Here is a 23,452-nt window from a genome sequence, read left to right as displayed (position 1 = left end):
TGGCGCCTAGCAGCGATCAGACGCCACTTCGCCAGCGCGCGAGCGCCATTGCCATTATTCGTCCCCTATCGGGCGGGCAAAGTGGCGGCTGCCGTCAGCCAGCGAGTGCGCGAAAACGCGTCGGTGGCCGACTGACCAACAGGCCGCCGGAGATCAGCTTATCAGGGCGTTACTGATGGGTTGCGCGTCGTCCATGTCGGCGTCGCCCGCGCGCAACTCGGCCAGCAGGTCGGCGCGGCCGAGTTGGCGAGCCACTTTGCTGACCACCCGCTCGGCGACGGTCAGGGACCGCATCGACAGCAGACGACCCCTGCTCTCCCGGCGCAACACGAAGTAGTGGACGGCGACGCGCACCTGACCACGGTCGGCGGCGCTGGCCTGGGCGGTGGAGATGACCAACTCGCGCAGGCAGCGGGCGAGGCGCTCGGCGAGGGCCAACTCGGGCCCGTTCAGGCCGCCGCGCAGGGTGGCGAGGTGGCTGTCGACCTTGCGGATCAGCACATCGGTGCCGGGTTCGACGTGTCGCGGCTCCTTGGCCATCTCATCGCCTCCACCCCGGTTCGCGTTGCGGTGAAGTTACGTTATGTTGCACCTCACAAGCAAGCAGTTAAGTGAGACTTAACGTACTTAACCACGCATCCAGTGCTTTTTGCCGGAGGCGGGACTGTTCTGACCGGGGACGCTCGTGGTTGTCGTACCGGCGGGGCACGATGGTCCGGTGACCGGGGCAGATGTGGACACGGGCGGGGTGCTCGACGGGTTCGGCCCGGCCACCCGCGCCTGGTTCGACGCCGCCTTCGCCGCACCCACCGCCGCCCAGGCCGGCGCCTGGCGGTCGGTCGCCGCTGGGCGCAACGCCCTCGTCGTGGCGCCCACCGGCTCCGGCAAGACGCTCGCGGCCTTCCTCTGGTCACTGGACCGGCTGGCTCGCGAGCCCGCACCGGCCGAGACCCGGCAGCGGTGCCGTGTGCTCTACGTCAGCCCGCTCAAGGCTCTCGCCGTCGACGTCGAGCGCAACCTGCGCGCCCCGCTGGCCGGCATCCGGCAGGCGGCGACCCGCCTCGGCGTCGCCCCGCCCGACATCACCGTCGGCATGCGCACCGGCGACACCCCGGCCGACGAGCGACGCGCCTTCGCCCGCACCCCGCCCGACATCCTCATCACCACGCCCGAGTCGCTGTTCCTGCTGCTCACCTCCGCAGCTCGGGATTCGCTGCGCGGTGTCCAGACGGTGATCGTCGACGAGGTGCACGCGGTGGCCGGCAGCAAGCGCGGCGCGCACCTGGCCCTGTCGCTGGAACGCCTCGACGAGTTGCTGCCCTCCCCGGCACAACGGATCGGCCTCTCCGCCACCGTCCGGCCGATCGACGCCTGCGCCCGATTCCTCGGCGGCGCCCGGCCGGTCGACGTCGTGCAGCCGGCCACGCCGAAGACCATCGAGGTCAGCGTGCAGGTCCCGGTGGAGGACATGACCCGACTGGACGAGCAGGACCAGCCACCGGAGGACGACCTCGGTGTCCCCGGGCCGCGCCGCGCCTCGATCTGGCCGGCCGTGGAGGAGCGGGTCTTCACCCTCATCGGGCAACACCGCTCGACAATCGTCTTCACCAACTCCCGCCGCAGCGCCGAGCGCCTCTGCGCCCGGCTCAACGAGCTTGCCGCCGAGAGGCTGGCCGCCGAAGGGCTGGTCGCCGCGTCGGGCGACGGTGCTATCGGCGTACCGGAAGGGTTGCCGGCGAACGACGGCCCGGCTGCCAACGGCGGTCCGGCGTCGGGCGGGCAGCGGTGGGGTGACCCGGCCGGGCCGGTCCGCAACCGGCCGCCGGCCGCGGTGATGGCGCAGTCCGGCGCGGCCACCGGCGCGACGCCCGTGATCGCCCGCGCCCACCACGGCAGCGTCTCGCGCGAAGAGCGCAAACACATCGAGGAGGCGCTCAAATCTGGGCAGCTCCCGGCGGTGGTGGCCACCTCCAGTCTGGAGCTGGGCATCGACATGGGCGCGGTCGACCTGGTGGTGCAGATCGAGGCACCGCCCAGCGTGGCCGCCGGGCTGCAACGGGTCGGTCGGGCCGGGCACCAGGTGGGCGCGGTTTCGCGCGGGGTGGTCTTTCCCAAGCACCGCGGAGACCTGCTCTCCTGCGCGGTGGTCGCCGAGCGGATGACCAACGGCGCGATCGAGGAGCTGCACTACCCGCGCAATCCCCTCGACGTGCTGGCCCAGCAGATCGTCGCGATGGTGGCACTGGAGCCGTGGCCGCTCGGCGACCTGGCCGTGCTGGTCCGCCGCGCCGCGCCCTTCGCCGAGCTGCCCGACTCCGCGCTGCACGCCGTTCTGGACATGCTCTCCGGCCGCTACCCGTCCACCGCCTTCGCCGAGCTGCGCCCCCGGCTGGTCTGGGACCGGGCCACCGACCTGCTCACCGGCCGCCCCGGCGCACAACGGCTCGCGGTGACCAGCGGCGGCACCATCCCCGACCGGGGCCTGTTCGGGGTCTTCCTGGCCGGCGCCGAGCGGGCCGCCCGCGTCGGCGAGCTGGACGAGGAGATGGTCTACGAGTCCCGGGTCGGTGACGTCTTCCTGCTCGGCTCGTCCTCCTGGCGCATCGAGGACATCACCCCCGACCGGGTGCTGGTCTCGCCGGCTCCCGGCCAGGCCGCCCGGATGCCGTTCTGGAAGGGCGACCAGCTGGGCCGGCCGGTGGAGCTGGGCCGGGCCATCGGCGCCCGGGTCCGCACCCTGCTGCGGCAGAGCGACGAGGCGGCGCTGGCCGCACTGCGCGCCGGCGGGCTGGACGACTGGGCCGCCGCCAACCTGATGGCCTACCTGCGCGAGCAGCGGGAGGCCACCCGCTCGCTGCCCGACGACCGCACCATCGTGGTCGAGCGGTTCCGCGACGAGCTGGGCGACTGGCGCCTGGCCGTGCACAGCGTCCTCGGCGCGCGGGTCAACGGGCCGTGGGCCCTCGCCGTCGGCCGCCGGCTCGCCGAGCGGTACGGGGTGGACGCCCAGGTCATGCCCTCCGACGACGGCATCGTGGTGCGCCTGCCGGACACCGCCGACGAGCCACCCGGCGCCGATGTGGTGGTGTTCGAGCCCGACGAGATCGCCCAACTGGTGGAGGAGTCAGTGGGCACCTCGGCACTCTTCGCCGCCCGGTTCCGGGAGTGCGCCGCCCGGTCGCTGCTGCTGCCGCGCCGTGACCCGCGCCGCCGCCAACCGCTCTGGCAGCAGCGGCAACGTGCCGCACAGTTGCTCGACGTCGCCCGCGAGTACGCCGACTTCCCGGTCACCCTGGAGGCGGCCCGGGAATGCCTCCAGGACGTCTTCGACCAGCCGGCGCTGGCCGGGTTGATGCGTGACCTGGCGGCCCGCAAGGTCCGGCTGGTCGAAGTGGAGACCAGCGCGCCGTCCCCGTTCGCCCGGTCGCTGCTCTTCGGCTACGTCGGGGCATTCCTGTACGAGGGTGACGCCCCGCTCGCCGAGCGGCGCGCCGCCGCGCTCGCGCTGGATTCCACGCTGCTCGGCGAGCTGCTCGGCCGGGTCGACCTGCGCGAGCTGCTGGACCCGGCGGTGCTCGCCGAGACCGACCGGCAACTGCGCTGGCTGACCGAGCAACGCCGCCCCCGCGACGCGGAGGACGTGGTCGAGCTGCTGCGGGTGCTCGGCGACCTGAGCACTGTCGAGCTGGCCGCGCGGGGTGCACCGGAGGCCTGGCTGACCGACCTGGAGGCCACCCGCCGGGTGCTGCGGGTCCGGATCGCCGGCGAGCAGCGCTGGGTGGGCGTCGAGGACGCCGCCCGCCTGCGGGACGCGCTCGGCGTGGCGCTGCCGGTCGGAGTGGCCGAGGCGTACCTCGCACCGGTGGCCGACCCGCTCGGCGACCTGGTGGCCCGCTACGCCCGCACCCACGGCCCGTTCGCCGCCGCGAGCTGCGCGGCCCGCTTCGGGCTCGGGGTGTTCGTCGTCGAGCAGGTCCTGCGCCGGCTCGCCGCCACCGGGCGGGTCGTCTCCGGGGAGTTCACCCCGGATTCGGCCGGTGCCCAGTGGTGCGACGCCGAGGTGCTGCGGATGCTGCGCCGCCGCTCGCTCGCGGCGCTGCGCCGGGAGATCGAGCCGGTGCCGCCCCGGGCGCTGGCAACCTTCCTGCCCCGCTGGCAGCAGGTCGGCGCGTCGGCCCGAGGCGTGGAGGCGCTCGCCGCCACCGTGGAGCAGTTGCAGGGCGCGGCGGTGCCGGCCTCCGCGTTGGAGCGGCTCGTGCTGCCCGGCCGCGTCGCGGACTACTCCCCCGCCCAACTCGACGAGCTGTGCGCCAGCGGGGAGGTGCTCTGGGCGGGTTCGGGGGCCATCTCCGGCGGTGACGGCTGGGTCACCCTCGCGTACGCGGACGCCGCGCCGCTGCTCCTCGCGCCCCCCGATGACGCGCTGACCCGCACCCCGCTGCACGACGCGGTGCTCGATGCCCTCGGCGACGGGCAGGCGCTGTTCTTCCGGCCGCTGGCCGACCGGGTCGGCTCGACCGACGACGCCACGCTGACCGGGGTGATCTGGGACCTGGTCTGGGCCGGGCACCTCACCAACGACACCCTCGCCCCGCTACGGGCGGTGCTCGGGGCCGGTGGGGCGCACCGCTCGCGGCCGTCCGCGCCGCGCACCCGCTACCGGCGGCCGGGTCGGGTGGCGCTGCCCACCCGGGGCGGCCCGCCGACGGTCGCCGGTCGCTGGTCACGCCTACCGGAGCGAGATCTCGATCCGACCCGGCGTGCCGCCGCCCTCGCCGACGTGCTGCTGGAGCGGCATGGGGTGGTCACCCGTGGTGCGGTGATGGCCGAGCAGGTGGTCGGCGGGTTCTCGGCGGTCTACCCGGTGCTGTCGGCGCTGGAGGAGCGCGGCGCGGCCCGCCGCGGTTACTTCGTCGAGGGCCTCGGCGCGGCGCAGTTCGCGGTGCCCGGGGCGGTGGACCGCCTGCGCGCGTTGGCCGAGACCGCCGACGGCACCCGGGGTCGGGGCGGGCCGGCCATGGTGCTCGCCGCCACCGATCCCGCCAACCCGTACGGCGCGGCGTTGCCCTGGCCGGAGCGCGTGGTCGACTCGGGCGACGGGGCCGCCCCGGCGACCGGGCACCGGGCCGGCCGCAAGGCGGGCGCCCTGGTGGTGACAGTCGGCGGCGACCTGGTGCTGTACGTGGAACGCGGCGGCCGGACGCTGCTCTCCTTCACCGACGACACCGACACGCTCGCGGCGGCCGGCAAGGCGCTGGCCGAGGCCGTCCACTCCGGAGCGTTGGGCGCGATATCGGTGGAACGCGCCGACGGTGAGGCGGTGCACTCCTCAGCGCTGCGTGACGCGCTGACCGCCGCCGGCTTCCGGGCCACCCCGCGCGGCCTACGCCTACGCGGCTGAACCCCACTCCCCAGCGCCCGCCCCCGACCAACGTGACGCCGACCCATGCCACGCCGACCGGGCCGGGCTAACTCACCCGACGCCAACCCCGCACGACCCACGCCACGCCGACCCAGGCGAGGGCCGACTCACACGACACGAACCGAGCAGCCTCACTCACGCGACGCCGGCCCGGCGGCCTCACTCAGTTGAGCGTGATGTCTGTGAGACATATTGATGCCTCACAGACATCACGCTCGAAATAGAGGCTTGCCTCGTCGCTGACGCCAGTACCCACCGCTCAACGCCGACAGCCCGGCGCCCCACAGCACGCTGCCCACAGCCCGGCGACCGGCGACCGGCGACCGGCGACCGGCGACCGGCGTTGAGGGTCTGGCTCAGCGGAGGCTGTTGAGGGCCTTCTCGTAGCGCGGGCGGTCGGCGGCCGGGGTCTTCGCCTCCAGGTAGTTGAGCACCACCGCGCCGCGCCGGTACGACTGGCCGCCCCAGGTTTCGGCGATGTCGCTGGCGCTGGTCTCGTCGGGGAACACGTAGACCGTGACGGCATCGGTGGCGACGATCTCTGAACAGCCCAGGCCGAGCCCGTCCGGTCCGCAATCGACGGACCGGTCCTTCGGGTGCGGCACCTTCAGGCCAGCGGCCCGGAACGCGTCGACGACCTGCTGGGCACCGGGCGCGCCGGCCGGGCGGGCGGGCAACACCACCGGCGGCTGGCTCGCCGGCCGACGCTCGGTCGGGCCCTGCGGCGGAGCCGGCGGCGCAGCGGGCTGGCCCGGGGTGGCGGCACTGCCGGCGGGGCCGGACGGAACCGCCGATGGCAGTGGGGCGTCCGGCAGAGCGGTGGCCTCCTGGGTTGGGAGGGACGAGGCGGATGGGGCCGCGCTCGGCCGGTCGGCGTCGTCACTGCCGCAGCCGGCGGTGAGAGCGACGGCGACCAGGAGAACACCGACGGCGGGCAGGCTCCGATTTGTCACCAGGGCAGTCTGCCGGTCGGCGCCCGACGACGGGAGGGGCCGGTCGGCCACTGCGCTCTGTCCCATTTCCGCCAATCGTCGGTCGGCCGCGCAGCCCGGGTACACCACAGGGCTGGCACCGGCGCGGAGCGCTAACCTGCGGGGATGGCCGCCACGCCCTGGATCTCACTGACCACCGACTATGGCCTCACCGACGGCTTCGTGGCCGCCTGCCACGGGGTGATCGCCCGGATCGCGCCGGCCGCCCGGATCATCGACGTGACCCACCTGGTGCCGCCGGCCGACGTCCGGCGGGGCGCCGCCGTGCTGGCGCAGACGGTGCCGTACCTGCCGGTGGGCGTACACGTGGCGGTGGTCGACCCGGGGGTGGGGACCACCCGGCGGGGTGTCGCGCTGGCCACCGCGGGCGGACTGCTTGTCGGCCCGGACAACGGGCTGCTGCCGGACGCCGCCGCCGCGCTCGGCGGGGTGACCGCCGCGGTGGAACTCACCGAGCCCCGCTGGCTGGCCACCCGGGTGTCCGGCACGTTCCACGGCCGGGACGTCTTCGCGCCGGTAGCGGCCCGGCTGTCGCTCGGCGCGCCGCTGGCCGAGGCGGGCCCGGCAATCGACCCGGCCGGGCTGGTCCGGCTGCCGCCGCCGATCGTGGCCCCCGACGCCGACGGGTTCACCGCCGAGGTACTGACCGTGGATCACTTCGGCAACGTCCAACTGGCCGCACCGGCCGAACACCTCGGCCCGCCTGCGGCCACGGTGCGGGTGGGGCCGCCGGGGCCGACGCCGGGTCGGACAGCGGTGCGCGGACGCACCTTCGGTGACGCACCCGACGGCGGCCTCGTGGTGTACGTCGACTCGGCCGAACGGGTGGCGATAGCGGTCAATGGTGGTCGCGCGGTGGACCTCCTCGGGGTAGGCCCGGGTGATCTTTTGCGGGTGGCCTGGTGACATTCAACTGTGGAATGCTGCCTCGGTGGGTGAACACGTAGTTCCCGTGGGCTGTCCCTGTTGCGCCTCTCGCACCGGCGGCGGGACCTGCCCGGTCTGCTTCTGGACAGACGACGGGCAGACCGACGCCGATGCCGACGCGGTGCGAGGTGGCGCCAACGGCGACCTGAGCCTGTCGTACGCCCGGCTCAACTACGCCGTCTACGGGGCCAGCCATCCGCGTTACCAGGACATGGTGCGCCCGGCCCGCCCCGACGAGCGCCCCTGACGGCGCCCGACGGGGCGAGACCGGATCAGCAGACCGGGACGGTGCCGCCGTACACGGCGGAGATGTACGCGTGGCTGACGTACTGCCCGGCGGCCAGGCGGTTCCACCGGGTGGTGGTGCGGTAGGGGCCGGTCACCGACTGACCGGTGACGTAGCACTGGATCGGCACGTTGGCGAACCGGGCCGCGAGCCCACGGACCGCGTACGACGTGCTGGCCCCGCTGCGGATGTTGAGTGGCCCGTCGCCGACGACACCGCGCGACCCGCCGCCGGTCCACAGGTAGGCGACGTCCACCCAGGCGTTGGTGGTGAGCTTCAGGCCGTCCCAGAAGGTGCCGTCGGCCAGATCGATGCCGGCCGGGTTGAGCACGGTCCGCCCGAACTGGTCCCGCCCGCCGTTGTAACCCGACTGGTAGGCGGCCTGCGCCTCGGGCCGGCCCTGTGGCAGGTTCTTCCAGTTCTCCCGTACGGCAGCGGGGTTCCAGTAGTCGTCGCGGGTGTTCCACGGCCCGACGTCCCAGACCGGGGCGTACTCGCAGCGGGACCCCGTGGTGGTGCAGACCCGCACGGTGTAGTCGCCGGTGTTGAGCGGGGAGAGGCCACGGCGTGACGGCAGGGCCACGAAGTGGTCGCGCGGCTGCACGGTGCGGCCGTTGGCGGTCACCTCGCCGACCAGCCCGATCCGGGTGGCGTACACCCGGTAGGTGCGGCCGGGCGTGGCGGCGGAGACGGCGGCGGTCGCGTCGGCGGTGAGCTGGACGCCGCGTACCGTCGCGGTGGCGCCGCCATTGGGCGCGGTCAGCACCACCCGGGTCTGCACCTGGCTGACCGGCCGGTCGAAGACCGCGCCGGCGGTCGCGGCCCGCCATTCGGTCCAGCCGCTGACCCGCCAGCCCCGGACCTGCACCTCCACTGTCGCACCGGCGGGAACGTCCGCGGTGAGCTCGGCGCGGACCCGGGTGGCCGGGCGGGCGAGGGTACGCGGGGCGGTCAGCAGCATGCCCTCGGCGACCGCGCTGTGCGGGCTACGCGGGCTACGCCCGGTGGATCGTGCCTCGCGCAGCCGCAGACCGGCGGGGGTACGCCGGACGTTGACGTCGTCGCGGTCGACGACCGAGAGGTCGGTGCTCCACCGTTCGCCACCCGGCGCGACAGCGGTGTGGGTGACCAGGCCGCCGACGCTCGGGGTGGCGGACGAGAATCCGCTGGTGATGGGCACGAGAGCGGCCGTGAGTGCGAGGGCGAGGGCGGCGGTGAGGGTGGTGGAGCGGATACGACAATGAGGTCGTCTCATGGGCATTCTCCTCAGATCCCCCCTGACCCTGCCATGTCTGGAGATCATGAGGAACCGAGGTACAAATAGCGATACATGCGAATCTTGCTCGACCGAGGGAGGATGGCAGGGTGCCCGAGGGTGACACCGTCTGGAACACCGCGCGCGTGCTGCACCGCGCGCTGGCCGGCGCGCGGCTCACCGGCAGTGACTTCCGGGTGCCGCAGCTGGCCACCACCGACCTCACCGGCTGGACGGTGCGCGAGTCGACCAGCCGGGGCAAGCACCTGCTGCTCCGTCTCGCCGCCCCGGACGACGCGCACTGGACGCTGCACTCGCATCTGCGGATGGACGGCGTGTGGCGGGCGTACGCGCCGGGGGAACGCTGGAGTGGCCGCCCGGCGCACCTGATCCGGGTGGTGCTGCGCAGCCCCGGCGCGGTCGCGGTCGGCTACCACCTGCACGAGCTGGCGCTGGTGCCGACCGCCGAGGAGGACCGCCTGGCCGGCCACCTCGGCCCCGACCTGCTCGGCCCGGACTGGGACGCGGCCGAGGCGGTCCGCCGGCTCACCGCCCACCCCGAGCAGACCATCGGCGAGGCGCTGCTCGACCAGCGGAACCTGGCCGGGGTGGGCAACCTCTACAAGTGCGAGGTGCTCTTCCTGCGGGGCGTGTCGCCGTGGACACCGGTCGGCGCGGTGCCCGACCTGCCCGGCATGGCGGCACTCGCGCAGCGGCTGCTCGCCGCCAACCGGGGCCGCTGGACCCAGAGCACCACCGGCTCGCTGCACCGGGGGCAGACCAGCTACGTGTACGGTCGCCGCGCCCAGCCCTGCCGCCGCTGCGGCACCGCCATCCGCAAGCAGGAGCTGGGCGAGCGGGTGACCTACTGGTGCCCGGTCTGCCAGCCGGAGCACCCGAGCGACCTGCCGCCCGGCTGACCGGGGCCTCGTCGATCGAGCTCATCCCAGATACGGACGATTGGGTAATTCCTATCTGGCGTCGGACGTCGCATGCTGCGGTTGAGTGCTCACCGATCGTCAGCAGAGTGCCGAGGTTCGCCACGTCGGGGTGGCGACTCTCGTGCCCCGACCCCGGGGAGAGCCATGGCGATGTTTCGCAGACTCCGCTCCACGTTCTTCGACCGGCCCGCCCAGGGCAGCGACGAGGCCAACGGGCGGGCGGCGCCCGTGCCGGCCGCTCGTACCCCCGAGGAGGCGACCCCGGCGGCGAGCCTGGACCCCGCCGTCGCGCCCCGGTGCTTCGGCCCGGTGCCGAACTTCGCGCACAGCCCTCGCCCGGCGCGTGACCCGCACGGTCAACTGGTGCCGGGCACCGGTCTGCGGAAGTTCGTCGACGCGCTGCCGACCCCGGGCGAGCTGGGTCGCACCGACCTTGGCAGCTACCTGCCGGTGGCGGTGCCCGACACGATCAGTTATCCGGGCTGCGACTACTACGAGATCGGCCTACAGGAGTACGCCCAACGGCTGCACCGGGACCTGCCGGCCACCCGGCTGCGCGGCTACCGGCAGCTCAACCTGGGCACCGACGTGTCGGGCCACAACACGGTGGCGCCCCCGGAGCGACCCTGGCACCTCGGCCCGATGATCCGCGCCCGGCGGGGCCGGCCGGTGCGGGTGAAGTTCATCAACCAGCTTCCCACCGGCCGGGCCGGCGAGTTGTTCCTGCCGGTCGACGAGACCGTCGAGGGCGCCGGCATCGGCCCGCTGGACGGCCCCGCTCCGTACCCGCAGAACCGGGCGGTGCTGCACCTGGCCGGGGCGCAGACCGGCTGGACCAGCGCCGGCAACCCCGAGCAGTGGATCACTCCCGCCGGGGAGATCACCCCGTACCCGACCGGGGTCAATCTGGCGCACGTGCCGGACATGCCGCCACCCGGTGCCGGCGCCACGACGCTCTACTACCCGAACGAGCAGAGCGGCCGGCTGCTGTGGTTGCACGACAACACCCTCGGCCTGGCCCGGCTCACCGTCTACGGCGGGCAACTCGCCCTCTACCTGCTCACCGACCCGGCCGAGGACCAACTCGTCGCTGACCGGGTGCTGCCGGCCGAGCAACTGCCCCTGGTGATCGAGGACAAGACGTTCGTGCCGGACGACACCCAACTGGCCGCCGAGGACCCGACCTGGGACCGGGAACGCTGGGGAGCCCGGGGCAGCCTCTGGCACCCCCACGTCTACCAGCCTCGGCAGAACCCGTACCGATCCGGCGGGCGGAACCCCACCGGCCGGTGGGACTACGGCCCTTGGTCGCGCAACCCGGCCCCGGACGGCAGCCGGGCCGACGCCCGTTCCACCGTGGACGGCTGGTCGGCAGCCGACCACATCACCGGCGGGCCGCCGCTGGTCGGGCCGGGCCCGGTGCCGAACCCGCACCACGACCCGGTGGGCGCGCCGGCCGAGCCGCCGCTGCGCCCCGGAGTGCCGCACCCGTCCGCGGTGCCCGAGGCGTACGGCGACACGCCCCTGGTCAACGGCGTCGCCTACCCGTACCTGGAGGTGCGGCCCCGCGCGTACCGGTTCCGGATCCTCAACGCCTGCCTGGACCGCGGCCTCAACCTCCAGCTCTACCGAGCGTGCTCCGACGCGCCGATGTGGACCGACGACGGGAGTCTGGCCGACGCGGACGCGGGTGAGGTGCCGATGGTGCCCGCCGTGCGGGCGGCGGACCAGCCGGCCGGGTGGCCGACCGACGCACGGGACGGCGGTGTGCCGGACCCGCGCGCCGCCGGGCCGGCGTTCATCCAGATCGGCAACGAGGCCGGGCTGCTGCCCGCACCGGTGGTGCTGTCCAGCCGGCCGATCAGTTACCGCTACGACCGGCTCGACCCGACCGTGCTCAACGTCGACGGGCACACGCTGCTGCTCGCCCCCGGTGAGCGCGCCGACGTGCTTGTCGACTTCTCCGCCGTGCCACCGGGCAGCACGCTGATCCTCTACAACGACGCCCCGGCGCCGCTGCCCGGCTTCGACCCGCGCTATGACCAGCACACCGACGCGCCGGACCGGACCGCCGACGGCGGCCCACCGCCCACCGAGCCCGGGTACGGCCCGAACACCCGGACCCTGCTCCAGTTCCGGGTGACCGGAGCGCCGGCACCGCCGTACGACCTGGACCGGCTGCGGGAGCGCCTGCCCGTGGCGTACGCGGCCAGCCAGCGCCCGCCGATCGTGCCGCAGCCGGCGTACGACCGGGCGTTCGGCACCCGGACGGCTGCCGAGACGACCGTGCCGGTGCACGCCGCCACGGTGACGTTCACTCCCGCCGGCGGCGCCGTCCCGGTGACCCTGCCGATCGAGGTCAAGGCCGCGCAGCACGTCTTCGAGCCGGGGCACGGCCGGCTGGCCGGACGGCTCGGCGTCGGCCACCCGCTGGCCGGGCCGCTCACCTCGGCGACCCTGCCGCTCGGGGCCACCGACCCGGTCACCGAGGTGCTGTTCGCCGCCGACCCGGCCGTACCGGTAGGAGCGCCGACCGACGGGACGCAGCTCTGGCGGATCAGCGGGAACGTCCGGCAGACCGAGCCGCTGCGCTTCGGCGGCTGCGACGTGCAGGTGGTCAACCGGGTCGGCTGGGACGGCACACTGCGGCCACCGCACGGCGCGGAGCTGGGCTGGAAGGAGATCGTCCGGGTCAACCCCCGGGAGGACGTGGTGGTGGCGCTGCGCCCGGTCGCTCCGGCGCTGCCGTTCAAGCTGGGCGACAGCGTTCGCCTGCTCGACCCGGGCCGCCCGCCCGGGGCGCGGACCGGGTCGACTCCGGTCAGCCCGGCCGACGGGCGACCCGCCGTGGTGGTCAACCAACTGGTCAACCTGGGTTGGGAGTACCGCTGGCACAGTCAGCTCGCCGGTCACCGTGACCTCGGCATGAACCGACCGCTGGTGCTGCGGGTGACGCCGAGGGCGCCGACCGGGCTGACCGCCACACCGGTGCCCGGCTCGGCCACCGCGTTGCCGGCCATCGCGCTGACCTGGACCGGCAACGGTGGACGCCCGTCCGCGACCAGCCACCTGCTGCAACGGGCCACCGACGTGACCTTCGCCGGCGCGGTCACGACGATCACCGTCGCGGCCGCCGCCACCCGGTACACCGACGCGACGGTCACTCCGGGCGTGACCTACCACTACCGGATCCGGGCGGAGAACGAGGTCAGCTACTCGTCCTGGTCGAACAGCGTGCCCGCCTCGGTGCAGCTGGCCGCCCCGGCTGGCCTGATCGCGGCGATCCCGCCGGCCGCTCCGCTGCGGGTGGCGCTGCGCTGGACGAACCGGTCTTTCGCCACCGGCATCGATGTGCAGCGCGCCACCAACCCGACCTTCACCAGCGGGCCGGGCACCACGGCGATCGGGGTCGGCGACAACCACCTGGACGCCACGATCGCGCCCGACACCACGTACTACTACCGGGTCCGGACCACGTACCTGGGCGCCGCCTCGGCCTGGTCGACGGTGGCGACGGTGAGCACCCCGCCCGCGCCGGCCACCCCGGCCGGGGTGAGCGCCACCGCCAGCGCGCCGGGGCCGGACACCGCCACGGTCGTCCTGGGCTGGACGGCGAACACACCCGCCGGCCCGGGGGCCGGGTTCATCGTCCAGCGGGCGTTGGACCCGGCGTTCGGCAGGGAGGTCGCCACCTTCACGGTGACCGGTCGCGGCTTCACCAACACCGGGCTGGCCCGGGGCGTGACCTACCACTACCGGGTGCGGTCGTTCAACGTCGTGGGCAGCTCGGCGTACACCGGCCCGATCCCGGTCACCACCCCACCGTGACCGGGCGGGCGGGGCTCAGCTCAGCGGGTGGGCGCGCGAAGCGGGCGGTCGACGGCGCGCAACTCGGCCAGGGCGGAGGCCACACCGTGCAGCAGGTCGGTCGCCTCGGTGAGCCGGTCGGCGGCGGGATGGGTGGGCTCCGGTCGGGCGTCCTCGGCGAGATAGCCGGCGGCGGCGACCACCAGCCGCTCGTAGGCCGCCACGCCGCTCTCCAGTTGGCCGGTCAGCATGCGGTGCGCCTCGGCGAGCGGGGGCCGGGCGTCGGTCGGTGCGAGTCGCAGCGCTCGTTCGACGCTGGCTGTCCGCTCGGCGAGTTCGCGCAGTGACCGGTCCGCGGCGGCGGCCTCCAGGACCGCGGGCTCGGCCAGCCCGCTGAGCCGGGGCGCCATCCCGGCCAGGGTCAGCGAGGCCCGGTCGAGTCGTGCCCACTGCTGCCCGGCGGTGGTGCCGCGCAGGGCGACCCGGTTGCGGACCCGGCGGGCCTCGGCCAGCAGGCCCGAGCCGGCCGGCAGTCGCTCGACGGCGGCCACCAGCCGTGCACGGGACCGGGCGGCAGCCTCGGCCGGATCCAGGGCCGGCGGTGCCGGTTGGGCGGCGAGCCCGCGCAGGTCGATCCACCGCCAGGCGGCCAGCGCCACCGCACTGCCTGCGGCGCCGGCCCAGGCCGCGTCCGGCAGACCGAGGCCGGCGTACGGGGTCAGCACCGCCGCGGCGCCGCCCAGCCCTCCGGCCAGTACGCTCCACCGCCGGGCCGAACGGCGCAGCCGATCCAGCCGACGGAAGTACCGCGTCCGCTCGTCTGCCACCGTTACCTCCTCGGACCAGTCGTTCAGCCGGCGGCGGTCGGGTCGCCGGTGCCCCGCTCGCGGGCCATGCTGGCCCGCAGCTCGTCCAGCCGGGCGGCGGCGGCCGGGTCGCCGGCCGGGCTCGCCGAACCGGTCGTCTCAGCCTGGGGTACGGCCGGGCGCTGGCCCGCGCCACCGAGCTGCTCCCCCGCCATGCTGGACCGGATCTGCTCCAGCCGGGCCGAGCCCGCCGAGTCGATCGTCGCCTTCTGGATCTCCAGCATCCGGCCCTCGACCGAGTTGCCGGCCAGCTCGGCGCGGCCCATCGCGTTGGCGTACCGCCGTTCGATGCGATCACGCACCTCGTCCAGGGACGGGGTGTTGCCGGGGGCGGTCAGGGACGACATCGACTCCAGCGAGTGGGCGACCGTCTCCTGCATCTTGGCCTGCTCCAGCTGGCTGAGCAGCTTGGTGCGCTCGGCGAGCTTCTGCTGGAGGATCATCGAGTTGTTCTCGACCGCACGGCGGGCCTGCGCTGCCGCGCCGAGCGCCTGGTCGTGCAGGGTCTTCAGGTCCTCGGTGGCCTGCTCGGCGGAGACCAGCTGACTGGCGAGGGTCTGCGCGGACTGCTCGAAGCGCGCCGCCTCGGCCTCGTCGCCCTTGGCGCGGGCCTGGTCGGCCAGCACCAGGGCCTGCCGGGCGTTGCCCTGCAACCGCTCGACCTCGGACATCTGCCGGGACAGCTTCATCTCCAACTGGCGCTGGTTGCCGATCACCGCGGCTGCCTGCTGGACCAGTGCCTGGTGCTGCCGCTGGGCATCCTCGATGGCCTGCTGGATCTGCACCTTGGGATCGGCGTGCTCGTCGATCTTGGCACCAAAGAGCGCCATCAGGTAGTTCCAACCCTTGACGAACGGGTTCGCCATCTCCGCGGTATCCCCTCAGTAGCGTCGTTCCGCCACGGTCGGGCCGGATGGACCGACCGACCGCGACCCGGCCGATCTCCATCGTCCCAGTCGGACGCCGGCAAGGCATCCGTACCGGACGGTCGACGGGCACCGGCGGCTCCTGCCGGCCACCCTACGCGGCCCGCGCCACCTCGCCCATGGTCAACCGGACTGATGACTCAGGCGGCGCAGACCACATCGCGGTCGCGCTCGGTGGGACGCACCCGCGTGCTGCGCAGCGTGGCCCGCAGCGGCGAGTCCTGCCGGACCGACACGGCGACCTTGCCATCGGAGGTGACCTGGCGTACGGCCCGGTTGGCGCTCTTGCCGACGGCCGCCGTCGCGCCGACGGGCGTGGCCTCGGCCGGCTCGTCGGCCATCGGGACGAGCACCCCGGGCAACTGCTCGGCGAGCGCCACGGTGTCGCTCACCTCACGGAGCAACTCGGACAGGCGGGCACCGAGCGCGTCGCAGATCGCGGCGAGCAGCTCGCTGGACGGCTCCTTGTGCCCGCGCTCGATCTCGGAGAGGTAACCGAGGCTGACGTTGGCGGCGGTGGACACCTCGCGCAGCGTGCGCTGTTGCCCCTGCCGGCGCGCCCGCAGTGCGTCACCGATCACTCGGCGTAGCAGGACCATCGCACCTCCCCCTGAGGGATACCTCTCGCCCGGCGTCGGGCAGCCGGTCGCGGCGGACCGCGCCGGCCCCGAGCGTCGGAGCCTTCCCGCAACCGTACCCGGTGTGGGCCCGGCCGACATCCCGCCCCGCCTGTCGGATCGCTGGGAACGCCTCAGCGGTGCCCCGCGCCGGCGGTTCCCAGGCCGTCGCGGGCGGCTTCGTCGGCGGCGTGGATCCGTTCGGCGAGCAGCCGCAACGCCGCGACCACGGCACCCGAGCGGACGTGGTCCCGACCGCCGTCCAGGTCGAGCTGGCGGACCTCGCCGCCGTTCGGACCGGCGACGGCGACGTAGACCAGGCCGACCGGCTTGCCGTCCTGCGGCTCCGGACCGGCCACGCCGGTCGTGGCGAGCCCCCAGTCCGCGCCGCAGCGCTGCCGTCCGCCTTCGGCGAGCGCGGCCGCCACGTCCGGGTCCACCGGGCCGCGCTCGGCCAGCAGCTCGCCCGACACGCCGGCCAGCGTGGCCTTCAGCTCGGTGGCGTAGACCACCAGCCCGCCCTGGTAGATCCCGCTGACGCCGGCGATCTCCACGACCGAGGCGGCGAGCAGGCCCCCGGTGAGCGACTCGACCGTGGCGAGGGTCTCGTGCCGCTGCGCCAAACTGTGCACCACCGCGGCCGCGGGACTACCCGTCAACCGCCCAGACTCAGAATCCCGCGCCATAGAACCCGTCCTTCCCCACCAGTCCCACCCCAACCCTGCCTGACCCGGACGGTGGGTCAGCGGCGGTGTCGGAGCCGGAGCGCCTGGGCTATGTAGTCGAAGCCGGTGGCGACCGTCACCAGGACGGCGGCGGCCATGATCCAGGGGCCGACGGCGACGAGGGCGGCCGGCAGCGGCCAGAGGTACCAGGCGATGGCCAGGATCTGGAGCGCGGTCTTGACCTTGCCACCCCGGCTGGCCGCGATCACGCCGTGCCGGATCACCCAGAACCGCAGCCCCGTGATGCCCACCTCGCGGACGAGGATCAGCGCCGTCACCCACCAGGGCAGCCGGTCGTACCAGGAGAGCAACAGCAGTGCCGCGCCGGTGAGCGCCTTGTCGGCGATCGGGTCGGCGACCTTGCCGACCGAGGTGACCAGAGCGAACCGGCGGGCGATCCAGCCGTCCACCAGGTCGGTCGCCGAGGCCACCGCGAAGATCAGGCAGGCTGCCATCTGCCAGCCGGCGTGGGTCATCTCGGACGTGATCACCGACGCGGCGAAGACCGGCACCAGCGCCAGCCGCAGCGCGGTCAGCGCGTTGGCCGCGTTGAGCACGGGAACCTGCGGGACCACCCGGGCCGGCGTCGACTCCGTCGCCCCGGTCACCGCCTCACCCCGCTCGGATCGCCGTGGCGTCTCCGGCATCGCGCCACCTGGCTCCCCCGCTCCGCTCGGCCCCGCCGTCACCGTGCCGCGCCGGGCGCCGCCGAGATCATCTCATCCGGCACCGCGAGCAGATCCACCCCTTCGGTGCCGGTCACCGTGGCCCGTACCAGGTCACCCGGGCGCAGCGCGGCCAGGTCGACCCCGCCCTCGGCCGGGGCGACCAGGGTGGTGGAGCCGTCCACCTCCGGCGCCTGGTGCGCCGCCCGACCCTCGACCACGCCGTCGGCGATCGAGTCGACAAGCACCTCGACGGTCGAGCCGAGGCGATCCTCGGCCCGCTGCGAGCAGAGCTCGTCGGCGAGCGCGCTGAGCCGGTCGTAGCGCCGCTTGATGGTCGCGGCGGACACCTTGCCGGGCAGACCGGCGGCCTCGGTGCCGTCCTCGTCGCTGTAGTCGAACATGCCGATCGCGTCCAGCCGTGCCTCGGTCAGGAAGCGGATCAGCTCGTCGACGTCGGCCCGCGTCTCGCCGGGGAAGCCGACGATGAAGTTGCTCCGCGCGCCCGCGTCCGGAGCCAACGCGCGGGCACCCGCCAGCAGCTCCAGGAACCGGTCGGTGGAGCCGAAACGCCGCATCCGGCGCAGCACGGGCTCGCTGGAGTGTTGGAACGACAGGTCGAAGTACGGGGCCACCCCGGGCGTGCCGGCGATCGCCTCGACCAACCCGGGCCGGGTCTCGGCCGGCTGGAGGTAGCTCACCCGCACCCGGACGATGCCGGACACCGCGGCGAGCTGCGGCAGCAGCTTCTCCAGCGCCCGGGGGTCGCCCAGGTCCTTGCCGTACGAGGTGGAGTTCTCGCTGACCAGCACCAACTCCCGTACGCCGGTCTTGGCCAGCCACTCCGCCTCGGCGAGCAGCTCGTCGGGCGTACGCGAGACGAACGCCCCACGGAACGCGGGGATGGCGCAGAACGCGCAGCGGCGGTCGCAACCACTGGCCAGCTTCAGCGACGCGACCGGGCCGGTGTCCAGTCGGCGGCGCAGCACCTGACGCAGGTGCGCCGGGGTGTGCTCGTCGGCGTCGACGGCCGTCCGGGCGACGGTGCCGTGCCCGGGCAGCGAAACGGCGGCGTCGCGTCGCTTCACCGGGGTCAGCGGCAGCAGCTCGCGGCGGTCCCGGGGAGTGTGCGAGGTGACCTGCTCACCGGCGACGACGGCGTCCAGCCGGGCGGCGATCTCCGGGTAGTCGTCGAAGCTCAGCACCGCCTGCGCCTCGGGCAGGCTGTCGGCCAGCTCCTTGCCGTACCGCTCGGCCATGCAGCCGGCGGCCACCACCTTGGCGCCCGTCCCGGCGGCGGCGAGCAGGGTCTGGATGGAGTCCTGCTTGGCCTTCTCCACGAAGCCGCAGGTGTTGACGACCACCACGTCAGCGCCCTCGCCGTCGGTGGTCACCTGCCAGCCGTCGGCGTGCAGCCGGGCGGCCAGCTCCTCCGAGTCGACCTCGTTGCGGGCACAGCCCAGGGTGAGCAGGGCTACACGGCGGCCCTCGGCAGCGGAAGGGGAGGTGGCAGACACCATCCGAGGGTACCGGGCCGATCAGGGAACCCCACGCACGCGGGGCGACCTGCCGACCGGCGTATCCCGCGCGACGGTGGTCACGCCGGTGCCCGGCAACCGCCGCTCAGCGGGTCGCGGCCCCCACCCGGGTCAGCGCGTCGAGCAGGAAGACCTCGGTGCCGGCCAGGCCGGTGGAGCAGAAGACGGAAACCTGGTCCGCCGAGGTCCGGCCGGGGACCGCGCCGGCCAGAATGCCGCCCAGGTCGCGCAACCGATTGGCGTACGGGGGTTCGGCGGCGAGCATCGGCGGCTGGTAGTCCGCGGCCTGGGCCGGTGAGTCGGTGACCAGCAACTCGGCGGCGTCCAGCAGGTCGGTGCCGAACTCGCTGCGGTCCCGCTGCTTGAAGCCGACCGCGCTGACGTGCGTGCCGGGGCTCAGGTCGACGGCGCGCACGACCGGGGTCACGCTGGTGGTGGCGAGCACCACCACGTCCCGCCCGCGCACCGCCGCGCCGGGGTCGGCGACCGCGCGGGCCGGCACGCCCAGTTCGGCGCGTACCCGGGCGGCGAAGGCGTCCCGCCGGGCGGCCGAGCGGCTGTGCACCACCACCTCGCGCAGCGGGCGGACGGCGGCGGCCGCCCAGACCTGGGTCCACGCCTGACGGCCGGAGCCGATCACCCCGAGGGTCGCCGCGTCCGGTCGGGCCAGCGCGTCGACCGCGACGCCACCCAACCCGCCGGTACGTCGTGAGCCCAACTCCTCGCCGACCGCGACCGCGCGGACGGCGCCGGTGCGGGCGTCGTGCAGCACCACCAACTGCTCGCCCTGCGGATGGCCGAACGTGTCGTACGAGCGGAAGCCGTACCACTCGCCGACCAGGTGCCCGGCGGTGAGCACCATCCGCCCTCCGCCGAGCGGGGCGGCGGCCCGGGGCGGGGCGACCAGTCGTCCGTCGTACGCGGCCACCAGGGCGGCGCGCATTGCGTCGACCGTGGTGGTGGCGTCCAGGAAGGCAGCGACCTCGGCGTCGGCGTAGAGCAGGGTCATGGTGGCCATACTGCAAGTTGAAGTGAGGTAGAGGTCAAACGGCCGTGGCGGGAGTCACGGCCCGGCCGCCGGGGCCGGTGCTAGCGTCGGCGGTGGTGGCCCCGGATGCCCGTGGCCGCTCCGGACGAGTGGTGGGCGTACCCGGTCAGGCCAAGACGCCCCGCGTGACGTACCGACTCGACTCGTCCCGGCGCGGCAGCCCCGGGCTCTGCGTGAGGTGAACGATGGCCTGGCTCGTACTGGTGATCTCGGGACTGTTGGAGACGGCCTGGGCGATCGCCCTGGACCGCAGCGCCGGCTTCAGCCGGCTGGTCCCGACAGTGGTGTTCGTGGTGGCCCTGGTCCTGAGCATGGGCGGGCTGGCGTACGCGCTGCGGGATATTCCGGTCGGCACCGGGTACGTGGTCTGGGTCGGCATCGGCGCGGTCGGCACCGCACTGGTCGGGATGTTAGCGCTCGGCGAGTCGGCGAGCCTGCCCCGGATTCTCTGCCTGCTGCTGGTGGTCGCTGGCGTGGTCGGCCTGAAGATCTACCACTGAAGAGCCGCGCGGGCATGCGTGATCGACTGCTGAAGTGGGTAGTGACCGTTTTGTCACTACAGGCTCTCAACCGGAGGCAGACATGGCCGACATGCCCAGCACCGCCCGCCCGCGCAGCAGCGCCGCCCGGATCGTCACCATCGTGGGCTTCGTCTTCGCGGTGCTCGCCCTGTTGCTCAACCCGATCATCTTCGGCGTGCTCGGCGTGATCGCGGGTGTCGTCGGCGCCGTGCTCGGCGACAAGCCGCTGGGCTGGTACGCGGCCGTGGCCAGCGTCGTCGCCGCGATCATCAGCCTGGTGATCATCGGCGCGCTGATCAACAACTGAGCCCTGAACTGTCGCGGGCCCGCCGGTTGCCGGCGGGCCCGTCGTGTTTCCCCGGTCGATGGTGCCCGATCACACCGAGAGCGCCCGCCGGGTCAGTCCACGTCGCCGCGCAGGCCGGCCAGGACGTCCTCCAGCTCGTCCGGCTTGACCAGCACGTCACGAGCCTTCGAACCCTCGGACGGCCCGACCACGCCACGGGTCTCCATCAGGTCCATCAGACGGCCCGCCTTCGCGAAGCCCACCCGCAGCTTGCGCTGGAGCATCGAGGTCGAGCCGAACTGGGAGGTGACCACCAACTCCACCGCCTGCACCAGCAGGTCGAGGTCGTCGCCGATGTCCTCGTCGATCTTCTTCTTGTTCTCCTGGGCCGGGGCCAGCACGTCCTTGCGGAACTCCGGCTCGCGCTGGTCCTTGCAGAACTTCACCACGTCGGCGATCTCGCGTTCGGTGACCCAGGCGCCCTGGATCCGTACCGGCTTCGACGCGCCCATCGGCAGGAAGAGCCCGTCGCCCCGGCCGAGCAGCTTCTCCGCGCCCGGCTGGTCCAGGATGACCCGCGAGTCCGCGAGGGACGAGGTCGCGAACGCCAGCCGGGACGGCACGTTCGCCTTGATCAGACCGGTCACCACGTCGACCGAGGGCCGCTGGGTGGCCAACACCAGGTGGATGCCGGCGGCCCGGGCCAGCTGGGTGATCCGGACGACCGAGTCCTCCACGTCGCGCGGCGCAACCATCATCAGGTCGGCCAACTCGTCCACGATCACCAGCAGGTACGGGTACGGGCGCATCTCCCGTTCACTGCCGGGCGGTGCCTTGATCTCGCCGTTGCGGACCTTACGGTTGAAGTCGTCGATGTGCCGGACCCCGTTTGCCGCGAGGTCGTCGTAGCGCATGTCCATCTCGCGGACGACCCAGTCCAGCGAGTCGGCCGCCTTCTTGGCGTTTGTCACGATCGGGGTGACCAGGTGCGGGATGCCCTCGTAGCCGGTCATCTCGACCCGCTTCGGGTCGATCAGCAGCAGCCGCACCTCATCCGGGGTGGCCCGGGTGAGGATGGACACCAGCAGCGTGTTGAGGCAGGACGACTTGCCGGCGCCGGTGGCCCCGGCGATCAGGATGTGCGGCATCTTGGCGAGGTTGGCCACCACGTAGCCGCCCTCGATGTCCTTGCCGAGCGCCACCACCATCGGGTGATGGTCGCTGGTCGCCGCCCGCGAGCGCAGCACGTCACCGAGCGCCACGTTCTCCGGGTCGGTGTTGGGGATCTCCACGCCGACCGCGCTCTTGCCCGGGATGGGGCTGAGGATCCGTACGTCCGGCGACTTCACCGCGTACGCGATGTTGCGGGACAACTGGGTGATCCGCTCGACCTTGACGCCGTGCCCCAGCTCCACCTCGTACCGGGTGACCGTCGGCCCCCGGGTGAAGCCGGTGACCGCCGCGTCCACGTCGAACTGGTCGAACACGCCGGTCAGCGCCGCGATCACCTCGTCGTTGGCCTTGCTGCGGGTCTTCGCGGCGGCGCCGGCGCTGAGCATGTTGGCCGGCGGCAGGGTGTAGTCGCCGGCCAGGCCGGTCAGCGCCAACTGCTCCGCCCGGGTTGGCGCGGGCGAGTGCTCCGGCGGCTCGGCCGGCTTGCGGCTGGCCGGCACCTTCGCCGGCGCCTTGCGCGGCAGCACCATGGTCTCCTGGAGGTCGGCGCCCTCCAGGTCGTCGAAGTCGTCCGGGTCCACCGGCGGCGGCATCCGCTTCGCGGGCCGCTTGCGCGCCGGCCGGACCGCCGTCTCGTCCACGTCCTCGCCAGCGTCCGGCGGGGCGACCAGACCACCGGCGAGCAGACCCAGCCGCTCGGGGATCTTGTTGATCGGCGTCGCGGTCACCACGAGCAGGCCGAAGAGCAGCAGCAGGATCAGCAGCGGCACCGCCACCCAGGCGGTGACCGCGCGTTCCAGCAGACCACCGACGCCCGCGCCGACCAGACCGCCGGCGAAGTCGCGCTGCACCGGGTCGGTCGGGTCCTGACCGATCTGGAGCAGCGCGGCGGTCGACACCAGCAGCGAGCCCCAACCGATCAACCCCCGGCCCCGGTGCGCCGGGTCGGCCGGCTGGCGCATCAACCGCCAGGCCCCGATCATCAGCAGCACCGGCACCACCACGGAGATCGCACCCAGGAACAGCCGGACCGTGTCGGCCAGGCGCGCACCAACCGGGCCCGCTCCGGACAACCAGAGCGCCACGGCGCTGAGCAGAGCCAGCCCGAACAGCAGCAGCCCCGCCCCGTCGCGGCGGTGCTCGGGGTCGAGGTCACGGGCGGAGGCAGCCTGCCGGCCAGCGGCCCGCATCGTCCAACCCACTCCGTGGGCCACGCCCATCCACAGTGCACCGATGGCGCGGCCCACGTAGACGGCCGGCCCCGGTCGCGCGGGCGTGGTGCGCCGCCGGACCGGCGCCCGGGTCTTCTTCGCCGGTTGACGAGCACGGCTGTTGGTGCCACCGCGCGGCGACGCGCCGCGTCGCCGGCTCGCCTGAGAGGTACGGCCCGCCATAGAGTCACGGTAACGGTGGGGCCGGGCAGAACGCCGCTTTTCCGGGTCGTGTCCGCGCGTCGC

18 protein-coding genes and 1 riboswitch are annotated in these 23,452 nt (G+C 73.8%); of the genes, 7 read left to right on the top strand and 11 right to left on the bottom strand.

The annotated features are described in order from the left end of the window. Positions 1-153: 153 nt before the first annotated feature. Positions 154-540, bottom strand: coding sequence for a hypothetical protein (locus ABZ808_RS28120; RefSeq protein ID WP_357012184.1), 387 nt, complete (start codon positions 538-540; stop codon positions 154-156). Positions 541-718: 178 nt separating this feature from the next. On the opposite strand from ABZ808_RS28120, the gene ABZ808_RS28115 reads away from it, so the two are divergent. After that, positions 719-5,401 (top strand): DEAD/DEAH box helicase, encoded by a 4,683-nt coding sequence (locus ABZ808_RS28115; protein ID WP_357012182.1) that lies wholly within the window; start codon positions 719-721, stop codon positions 5,399-5,401. Positions 5,402-5,778: 377 nt separating this feature from the next. On the opposite strand, the gene ABZ808_RS28110 is transcribed toward ABZ808_RS28115, so the two are convergent. Then, positions 5,779-6,375, bottom strand: a complete 597-nt coding sequence (locus tag ABZ808_RS28110) for a hypothetical protein (protein WP_357012179.1) — start codon at positions 6,373-6,375, stop codon at positions 5,779-5,781. 144 nt (positions 6,376-6,519) lie between these two features. Here ABZ808_RS28110 and ABZ808_RS28105 point away from each other — a divergent pair, with 144 nt between their 5' ends. Both ABZ808_RS28105 and ABZ808_RS28100 read left to right on the top strand, forming a co-directional pair. Beyond that, entirely contained in the window at positions 6,520-7,320 is an 801-nt protein-coding gene (locus ABZ808_RS28105) for an SAM-dependent chlorinase/fluorinase (RefSeq protein WP_357012176.1), read from the top strand. Next, positions 7,295-7,588 (top strand): CPCC family cysteine-rich protein, encoded by a 294-nt coding sequence (locus ABZ808_RS28100; protein ID WP_357012174.1) that lies wholly within the window; start codon positions 7,295-7,297, stop codon positions 7,586-7,588. The genes ABZ808_RS28105 and ABZ808_RS28100 overlap by 26 nt, the downstream gene beginning before the upstream one ends. A gap of 25 nt (positions 7,589-7,613) precedes the next feature. Here ABZ808_RS28100 and ABZ808_RS28095 read toward each other — a convergent pair whose 3' ends face one another. Further along, entirely contained in the window at positions 7,614-8,882 is a 1,269-nt protein-coding gene (locus ABZ808_RS28095) for a hypothetical protein (RefSeq protein WP_357012172.1), read from the bottom strand. 110 nt (positions 8,883-8,992) lie between these two features. Between ABZ808_RS28095 and ABZ808_RS28090 the strand changes: the two genes are divergently transcribed. Together ABZ808_RS28090 and ABZ808_RS28085 are read left to right on the top strand one after the other, a co-directional pair. Continuing rightward, positions 8,993-9,802, top strand: a complete 810-nt coding sequence (locus tag ABZ808_RS28090; protein ID WP_357012169.1) for a DNA-formamidopyrimidine glycosylase family protein — start codon at positions 8,993-8,995, stop codon at positions 9,800-9,802. Positions 9,803-9,967: 165 nt separating this feature from the next. Next, positions 9,968-13,651, top strand: a complete 3,684-nt coding sequence (locus ABZ808_RS28085; RefSeq protein WP_357012167.1) for a hypothetical protein — start codon at positions 9,968-9,970, stop codon at positions 13,649-13,651. 20 nt (positions 13,652-13,671) lie between these two features. Here the strand turns inward: ABZ808_RS28085 and ABZ808_RS28080 are convergent, their stop codons facing one another. From ABZ808_RS28080 to ABZ808_RS28050, 7 genes are all read right to left on the bottom strand, one after another. Continuing rightward, on the bottom strand, positions 13,672-14,457 hold the full coding sequence (locus ABZ808_RS28080; RefSeq protein ID WP_357012165.1) for a hypothetical protein: 786 nt from the start codon (positions 14,455-14,457) through the stop codon (positions 13,672-13,674). A 23-nt stretch (positions 14,458-14,480) separates the two neighbouring features. Further along, on the bottom strand, positions 14,481-15,362 hold the full coding sequence (locus ABZ808_RS28075) for a PspA/IM30 family protein (protein WP_357012163.1): 882 nt from the start codon (positions 15,360-15,362) through the stop codon (positions 14,481-14,483). A gap of 200 nt (positions 15,363-15,562) precedes the next feature. Beyond that, positions 15,563-16,021: a helix-turn-helix transcriptional regulator gene (locus ABZ808_RS28070; RefSeq protein WP_357012161.1), complete on the bottom strand. Its 459-nt coding sequence runs from the start codon at positions 16,019-16,021 to the stop codon at positions 15,563-15,565. A 152-nt stretch (positions 16,022-16,173) separates the two neighbouring features. Continuing rightward, a complete protein-coding gene (locus ABZ808_RS28065; protein ID WP_357012158.1) occupies positions 16,174-16,725 on the bottom strand; it encodes a CinA family protein in 552 nt (183 codons plus the stop codon). Between the two features lie 56 nt (positions 16,726-16,781). Then, positions 16,782-17,372 (bottom strand): CDP-diacylglycerol--glycerol-3-phosphate 3-phosphatidyltransferase, encoded by a 591-nt coding sequence (gene pgsA / locus ABZ808_RS28060; RefSeq protein WP_357012156.1) that lies wholly within the window; start codon positions 17,370-17,372, stop codon positions 16,782-16,784. Positions 17,373-17,449: 77 nt separating this feature from the next. Further along, positions 17,450-18,949 (bottom strand): 30S ribosomal protein S12 methylthiotransferase RimO, encoded by a 1,500-nt coding sequence (rimO, locus tag ABZ808_RS28055; protein WP_357012153.1) that lies wholly within the window; start codon positions 18,947-18,949, stop codon positions 17,450-17,452. Between the two features lie 103 nt (positions 18,950-19,052). Beyond that, on the bottom strand, positions 19,053-19,976 hold the full coding sequence (locus ABZ808_RS28050; RefSeq protein WP_357012422.1) for an ornithine cyclodeaminase family protein: 924 nt from the start codon (positions 19,974-19,976) through the stop codon (positions 19,053-19,055). A gap of 92 nt (positions 19,977-20,068) precedes the next feature. Beyond that, positions 20,069-20,141: riboswitch (guanidine-III (ykkC-III) riboswitch) on the top strand. 59 nt (positions 20,142-20,200) lie between these two features. Here ABZ808_RS28050 and ABZ808_RS28045 point away from each other — a divergent pair. Both ABZ808_RS28045 and ABZ808_RS28040 read left to right on the top strand, forming a co-directional pair. Next, positions 20,201-20,515: an SMR family transporter gene (locus ABZ808_RS28045; protein WP_357012151.1), complete on the top strand. Its 315-nt coding sequence runs from the start codon at positions 20,201-20,203 to the stop codon at positions 20,513-20,515. Positions 20,516-20,597: 82 nt separating this feature from the next. Further along, positions 20,598-20,843, top strand: a complete 246-nt coding sequence (locus tag ABZ808_RS28040; RefSeq protein WP_357012148.1) for a hypothetical protein — start codon at positions 20,598-20,600, stop codon at positions 20,841-20,843. Positions 20,844-20,935: 92 nt separating this feature from the next. Here the strand turns inward: ABZ808_RS28040 and ABZ808_RS28035 are convergent, their stop codons facing one another. Beyond that, positions 20,936-23,389: a DNA translocase FtsK gene (locus tag ABZ808_RS28035; RefSeq protein ID WP_357012145.1), complete on the bottom strand. Its 2,454-nt coding sequence runs from the start codon at positions 23,387-23,389 to the stop codon at positions 20,936-20,938. Positions 23,390-23,452: the final 63 nt, after the last annotated feature.

The organism is Micromonospora sp. NPDC047527 (assembly GCF_040643015.1).
Lineage (GTDB): Bacteria > Actinomycetota > Actinomycetes > Mycobacteriales > Micromonosporaceae > Micromonospora.
Note: the sequence above shows the minus strand (reverse complement) of the source record. Positions and strands in the feature narration are given on the sequence as shown.

Coding starts and splice junctions, on each gene's coding strand:
- ABZ808_RS28120 (WP_357012184.1), bottom strand. CDS start 540: ATGGCCAAGGAGCCGCGACACGTCGAACCCGGCACCGATGTGCTGATC.
- ABZ808_RS28105 (WP_357012176.1), top strand. CDS start 6,520: ATGGCCGCCACGCCCTGGATCTCACTGACCACCGACTATGGCCTCACC.
- ABZ808_RS28095 (WP_357012172.1), bottom strand. CDS start 8,882: ATGAGACGACCTCATTGTCGTATCCGCTCCACCACCCTCACCGCCGCC.
- ABZ808_RS28085 (WP_357012167.1), top strand. CDS start 9,968: ATGGCGATGTTTCGCAGACTCCGCTCCACGTTCTTCGACCGGCCCGCC.
- ABZ808_RS28075 (WP_357012163.1), bottom strand. CDS start 15,362: ATGGCGAACCCGTTCGTCAAGGGTTGGAACTACCTGATGGCGCTCTTT.
- ABZ808_RS28070 (WP_357012161.1), bottom strand. CDS start 16,021: ATGGTCCTGCTACGCCGAGTGATCGGTGACGCACTGCGGGCGCGCCGG.
- ABZ808_RS28065 (WP_357012158.1), bottom strand. CDS start 16,725: ATGGCGCGGGATTCTGAGTCTGGGCGGTTGACGGGTAGTCCCGCGGCC.
- rimO (WP_357012153.1), bottom strand. CDS start 18,949: ATGGTGTCTGCCACCTCCCCTTCCGCTGCCGAGGGCCGCCGTGTAGCC.
- ABZ808_RS28050 (WP_357012422.1), bottom strand. CDS start 19,976: ATGACCCTGCTCTACGCCGACGCCGAGGTCGCTGCCTTCCTGGACGCC.
- ABZ808_RS28045 (WP_357012151.1), top strand. CDS start 20,201: ATGGCCTGGCTCGTACTGGTGATCTCGGGACTGTTGGAGACGGCCTGG.
- ABZ808_RS28040 (WP_357012148.1), top strand. CDS start 20,598: ATGGCCGACATGCCCAGCACCGCCCGCCCGCGCAGCAGCGCCGCCCGG.
- ABZ808_RS28035 (WP_357012145.1), bottom strand. CDS start 23,389: ATGGCGGGCCGTACCTCTCAGGCGAGCCGGCGACGCGGCGCGTCGCCG.